Source organism: Streptomyces sp. NRRL B-24572, assembly GCF_002156145.1.
Classification (GTDB): Bacteria; Actinomycetota; Actinomycetes; order Streptomycetales; family Streptomycetaceae; genus Streptomyces; species Streptomyces vietnamensis.
On sequence record NZ_MWIG01000459.1, the window covers coordinates 1 to 5,325 of the forward strand.

At 72.0% G+C, this 5,325-nt stretch carries 7 protein-coding genes and 1 pseudogene; 4 read left to right on the forward strand and 4 right to left on the reverse strand.

Features of this window, described 5'->3' with window-relative positions:
- Positions 1-225: pseudogene (locus CCN56_RS26060) on the reverse strand (WD40 repeat domain-containing protein); the annotation flags it as partial.
- 91 nt (positions 226-316) lie between these two features.
- Between CCN56_RS26060 and CCN56_RS26065 the strand changes: the two are divergent.
- Positions 317-1,162, forward strand: coding sequence for an alpha/beta fold hydrolase (locus CCN56_RS26065; protein WP_086830418.1), 846 nt, complete (start codon positions 317-319; stop codon positions 1,160-1,162).
- A 62-nt stretch (positions 1,163-1,224) separates the two neighbouring features.
- On the forward strand, positions 1,225-1,905 hold the full coding sequence (locus CCN56_RS26070; protein ID WP_086830413.1) for a GDSL-type esterase/lipase family protein: 681 nt from the start codon (positions 1,225-1,227) through the stop codon (positions 1,903-1,905).
- A gap of 5 nt (positions 1,906-1,910) precedes the next feature.
- Here the strand turns inward: CCN56_RS26070 and CCN56_RS26075 are convergent, their stop codons facing one another.
- Complete coding sequence (locus tag CCN56_RS26075) at positions 1,911-2,315, reverse strand: carboxymuconolactone decarboxylase family protein (RefSeq protein ID WP_086830414.1); 405 nt, start codon at positions 2,313-2,315, stop codon at positions 1,911-1,913.
- A 48-nt stretch (positions 2,316-2,363) separates the two neighbouring features.
- On the opposite strand from CCN56_RS26075, the gene CCN56_RS26080 reads away from it, so the two are divergent.
- Positions 2,364-2,894, forward strand: a complete 531-nt coding sequence (locus CCN56_RS26080; protein ID WP_086830419.1) for a MarR family winged helix-turn-helix transcriptional regulator — start codon at positions 2,364-2,366, stop codon at positions 2,892-2,894.
- Positions 2,895-2,928: 34 nt separating this feature from the next.
- Here CCN56_RS26080 and CCN56_RS26085 read toward each other — a convergent pair whose 3' ends face one another.
- Together CCN56_RS26085 and thpR are read right to left on the reverse strand one after the other, a co-directional pair.
- Positions 2,929-3,918 (reverse strand): aldo/keto reductase, encoded by a 990-nt coding sequence (locus CCN56_RS26085; RefSeq protein ID WP_086830415.1) that lies wholly within the window; start codon positions 3,916-3,918, stop codon positions 2,929-2,931.
- Positions 3,919-4,084: 166 nt separating this feature from the next.
- Positions 4,085-4,669 (reverse strand): RNA 2',3'-cyclic phosphodiesterase, encoded by a 585-nt coding sequence (thpR, locus tag CCN56_RS26090; protein WP_086830416.1) that lies wholly within the window; start codon positions 4,667-4,669, stop codon positions 4,085-4,087.
- A 33-nt stretch (positions 4,670-4,702) separates the two neighbouring features.
- On the opposite strand from thpR, the gene CCN56_RS26095 reads away from it, so the two are divergent.
- Entirely contained in the window at positions 4,703-5,203 is a 501-nt protein-coding gene (locus CCN56_RS26095) for a GNAT family N-acetyltransferase (RefSeq protein WP_086830417.1), read from the forward strand.
- Positions 5,204-5,325: the final 122 nt, after the last annotated feature.

Sequence of the window (5,325 nt, forward strand, 5' to 3'; positions counted from 1 at the left end):
TCCCGTACGGGAGTCGACGCCGTAGATCAGGGGCGCGTCCTGGTCGTTGTGCGTCCAGTAGATCCCGGGGTGGGCCCGGCTCGCCGCGAGGCCGCTGGACTCGGTGATCCGGGGGTCCTCGATCGTGAAGTCCCGGTCGGGTTCCTGCCCTTCGGCACGGGCGTGGCCGGCCGGGAGCAGCACCAGGGCGGCGGCCGCGCCGAGGGCGCAGAGAGCAGATCGCATGGGATCAAGCCTGCCACGGCGTGCGGGAAACCCCGGGAAGCTCGGGGAAAACCGCTTGACCAGCATCGGAGCCACTGTCATGGTCGCGCCCATGCCCACTTTCCCCGCTCCCGACGGCACCCTGCTCGCGTACCACGCGTCCGGTTCCGGCGACCCCCTGATCTGCCTGCCCGGCGGCCCCATGCAGGACTCCGTGTACCTGGGTGACCTGGGCGGGCTCGACGCCCACCGGACGCTGATCCGGCTCGACCTGCGGGGCACGGGTGCGTCCGCTGTGCCGGAGGACCCGGCCTCGTACCGCTGCGACCGGCTCGTCGAGGACGTGGAGGCGCTGCGCGTGCACCTCGGGCTCGACACGGTCGACCTCCTCGGGCACTCGGCGGGCGCGAACCTGGCGGCGCTGTACACGGCCCGGCACCCGGAGCGGGTCGCGCGCCTCGTCCTCCTCACCCCTGGTACGGCGGCGGTCGGGCTCGACACGACGGGCGAGGAGCGGCTCGCGGCGGCGCGGCGGGCGTGGCGCGAGGGGGAGCCGTGGTTCGGTCCGGCGTACGCGGCGCTCGAGGAGCTGGCGGCGGGCCGCGGTTCGGCGGAGACCTTCAAGGCGGTCGCGCCGTTCTTCCACGGGACGTGGGACGAGGCCGCGCAGGAGCGGAACGCGGCCATGGTGCGGCAGCGGAACGGGGAGGCCGCCGGCGTCTACGCGAGCGAGGGGGCCTTCGAACCGGCGGCCACGCGGGCGGTGTTCGCGGAGTTCGACCGGCCGGTCCTGGTCGTCGCCGGGGAGGGCGACGCGAACACCCCCGTACCGACGGCCACCGCGTACGCGAACCTGTTCCCGAAGTCCGAGCTCGCGGTCCTCGCGGGGGCCGGGCACTTCCCGTGGCACGACGACGCGGAGTGGACGGCGGCCCGCCTTGCGTCCTTCCTGAAGTAGGCGAGCGGGCCCGTGTCCCGGATCACGTCGAGGTCCGGGACACGGTCCGGGATGATGTGACCATGCGTTTTCTGTTCGTCGGCGACAGCATGACCATCGGACGCGCCGGCGACTGGACCTGGCGTTACCGCATGTGGGAGCACCTGGAGGCGACGCTCCCCGGCGGGTACGAGATCGTCGGCCCGCGCTCCGGTCTGTACGACCCCGCCGCCGACGCCCCGGCCTCGGAGGCGTACCCCGACCCGGCGTTCCCCGCCGACGCCCGGCGTCATCTGGCGGGCTGGGGCGAGGGCTGGCTGCACATGGCGCCCGTGATCGGGGAGGCGGTCACGGCGACCGGGGCGGACGTGCTGTTGGTCTCCCTGGGTCTGATCGACCTGGGTTTCTACACGAACAGCGACCAGACGGAGGAAAACGTCCGGGCGTTCGTCGAGGGCGCCCGGGCCGCGAACCCGCGGGTCCGGGCGGTCCTCCTGCCGGTCATCCCGAACGTCCGCGCCGGGTACGACGCCGCCTTCGCCGCCGAGTGCGCCCGCTTCAACGAGCTGCTCGCGGAGGCGGTCGCCGACCTGGACACGGCGGCCTCGCCGCTGGTCCTGGCGGCGATCCCGGAGTCGTACGACCTGCGGGAGGACACGTACGACGGCACTCACCCGGGCCCCACCGGGGAGCGCAAGCTGGCGGCCGCGTTCGCCGACGCGATGCACCGGGCGTGGGGCCTGGGCGGCCCGTACGCCGGATAGGTGAATCAGGCGGCGCGGGTGAGCCGGTTGGCGAAGGTGGACAGGGTGTACGTACCGACGCCGAGGACGACCTCCAGGGCGTTGCGGCGGGTGTAGCCGGCCTTCGCGAAGGCGGCGAGGTCCTCGTCGCCGACGGCGCCGGAGGAGGCGAGGACGCGGAGGGTGAACGTCCGGACGGCGGCGAGGCGTTCGGCGTCGGGGGCCGGGCCGAGGGCGGCCATCTTGGCCTCGTGCATGTCGACGCAGAGGTGGCACTGGTTGCGCTCGGCGACGGTGAGGATGACGGTCTCGCGGGAGTGCGGGTCGAGGGTGGTGGACTCGAAGATCGCGCTGAGCTTGAGGAAGCCGTCGAGGGTCTCCGGGGAGGTTTCCTTGAGGAGGGCGACGGCGGCGGCGGTGCGGGCAGACATGTCGACGGTTGCGGACAACGCGGATCCCCCGGATCTAGAATGGACAACATGGTTGACCATGTCGCTGGAGAAAACGTAAACCAGGTTGTCGATAAGGGCAAGGGGGTGCCCCACGACACTCCCGGATTCGAGCTGCCCCTGCTCCTCTTCGGCGGCTTCCGCACCCTCATCGAGCAGCTGCACACCCGCCTGGCCGACGAGGGCCACCCCGACATGCGCCCGGCCCACGGCTTCGCCATGCAGGCCGTCGGGGTCCACGGCGCCACCGCCAGCGACATCGGACGGCGGCTCGGCGTCTCCAAACAGGCGGCGGGCAAGACCGTCGACCGGCTGCTCGCCGTCGGCTACGCCGAACGCGCCGACGACCCCGTCGACGCGCGCCGCAAACTCGTCCGGCTCACCCCGCGCGGATACGACGCCCTCGCCCGCTCCGCCGCGATCTTCGACGACCTGCGGGCGGAGTGGATCGCGACCCTCGGCGCGGACCGCGTCCGGGACATGGAGGCGGCCCTGCGGAACGTCGTCCCCGAGGAGACGGCGTTCCGCCTGGACGCCACGAGCTGGATGGGGACCCCCTGAGAAGCGCCCCCGGGAAGCGCCCCCCAGGAAGGGGTCACCAGGCGAAGGCCTCCGGAGACGGGCCCGGGCCCGGGAAGATCTCGTCGAGACCGGCCAGGACCTCCTCGCCCAGCTCAAGCTCCAGGGCGCGCAGCGCGCCCGCCAGCTGCTCCGGCGTACGGGGCCCGACGATCGGGCCGGTGACACCGGGCCGGGTCAGCAGCCAGGCCAGAGCGGTCTCGCCCGGCTGGAGACCGTGCTTGTCGAGCAGGTCCTCGTAGGCCTGGAGCTGCGCCCGCACCGCCGGGTCGGCGAGCGTGGCCGCCGCGCGGCCCTCGGTGCGTCGCTTGCCCTCGACCTCCTTCTTCAGGACGCCGCCGAGGAGGCCGCCGTGGAGCGGGGACCAGGGGATGACCCCGAGGCCGTACTCCTGGGCGGCGGGGATGACCTCCATCTCGGCGCGGCGCTCGAAGAGGTTGTAGAGGCACTGCTCGCTGACGAGCCCGACCGAGCCCCGCCGGGAGGCCACCTCGTTGGCCTGGGCGATCTTGTACCCGGGGAAGTTCGAGGAGCCCGCGTACAGCACCTTGCCCTGCTGGATCAGCACGTCGACGGCCTGCCAGATCTCCTCGAAGGGAGTGGCCCGGTCGACGTGGTGGAACTGGTACAGATCGATGTAGTCGGTCCCGAGCCGCTTGAGACTGGCCTCCACGGCCCGCCGGATGTTGAGCGCGGAGAGCTTGTCGTGGTTGGGCCAGGCCTCGCCGTCGGGGCCCATGTTCCCGTACACCTTGGTGGCGAGGACCGTACGGTCACGGCGGCCGTCGCCCTTGGCGAACCAGGAGCCGATGATCGACTCCGTACGCCCCTTGTTCTCCGCCCACCCGTACACATTGGCCGTGTCTACGAAGTTCAGACCTGCGTCGAGCGCGGCATCCAGGATGCCGTGACTTGTCGGTTCGTCTGTCTGGGGACCGAAGTTCATCGTGCCGAGGACGAGTCGGCTGACCTTGAGTCCGGTGCGTCCGAGCTGGGTGTACTCCATGGACGTCAAGCCAACTGCTTGGAGCGCACTCGAAGCAAGGGCCTTCCCACGACGTGGGTACGGAGGGTTACCGACCGACCAGGGAGGTCACCGCGACAATCGCGAACATCAGTACGAGCACGCCGGCCATGATTCGGTTTCGGGTCTTCGGATCCACCCGACGAGGTTAACCCGACCGTTCCTCCCGCCCCTCAAGGGGCCAGGCGCCGACCGTCTCGTACCGGGGCTGTGCGCCCGGCACCCCGCCCCCCGGCAGGTTCGACCGTACGAGTGCCAGCTCACCGACCCGCCACCGCGCGCCCTCGAACCCGCCGAGCTCCTCCACGAACGAGCCGAGCGCCACCCCGTCCCCCCGCGCACGGCCGACGGTCAGGTGCGCCTGGTAGCGGCGGTGCTCGTCCATCGGAACCCCGGCCCGGCGCGCGGCGGCGTCGGACCGCTCGGCGAGGAGCCGCAGCAGGTCCAGATCCCCGGCGACCCCGACCCACAGGGCCCGCCGCCCGAAGTGCCCGCCGGCGTGCAGCCGCAGCGAGAACGGCGGCGTCCGGTGCGCGGCCCTCTCAAGGCGTGCCCGCAACTCGGGCAGCAGCTCCTCGTCGACCTCCCCCATGAAGGCCAGGGTGAGGTGCCAGCCGGGCCGAGAGGTCCAGCGGAGCCGTTCCGCACCGGGCAGCCGGTGCAGCCGGTCGATGACGCGACCGAGCTCGTCCAGACACTCCGGGGAGGGCACGACGGCGGCGAAAAGCCTCATGCCAGAAGTCTGGCACCCACTAACGTCTCCGGCATGAAGATCCGGAAGGGCGGGGCCGAGGACCTCCCCGCGATACTCGCGATACTCGACAGCGCCGTGGTCTGGCTCAACGGCAGGGGGATCACCGCCCAGTGGGGCACGGAGAGCTTCTCCGGACGCCCCAAGGCGGTGGAGCAGGTCGCACGGACGATGTCCGAGGGCGATCCGTGGATCGTCGAGATCGACGGCGTACCGGCGGGCACGATGACGCTGACGCCGCACCCCGGCCAGTACGTCGAGCCCGCGGCCGAGCCCGAGGTGTACGTCCGCCTCCTGGCGACGGACGCCCGCTTCCACGGCCACGGAGTGGGAGCGGCGCTCCTCGCCCACGCGGCGGAGGAGACCCGGCGCCAGGGAGTCTCCCTCCTCCGGGTGGACTGCTTCGCGGGCAGCGAGGGCCGCCTGATCGAGTACTACGAAGGCCAGGGTTTCACCCGCACGGAACCGTTCCAGGTCGGCGACTGGCCGGGGCAGGTCCTGGAACGGCGGTTCTGAGAACGACGTCGGGAGGGGCCGGAGCGGGGGAGGCGGTGTTTGGTCCGGACGTGAAAGCGTCTTGAACTCGCGCGAAGCGCGGTGAGACGCAGTCCGGACACCGCCTCCCCCGCTCCGGCCCC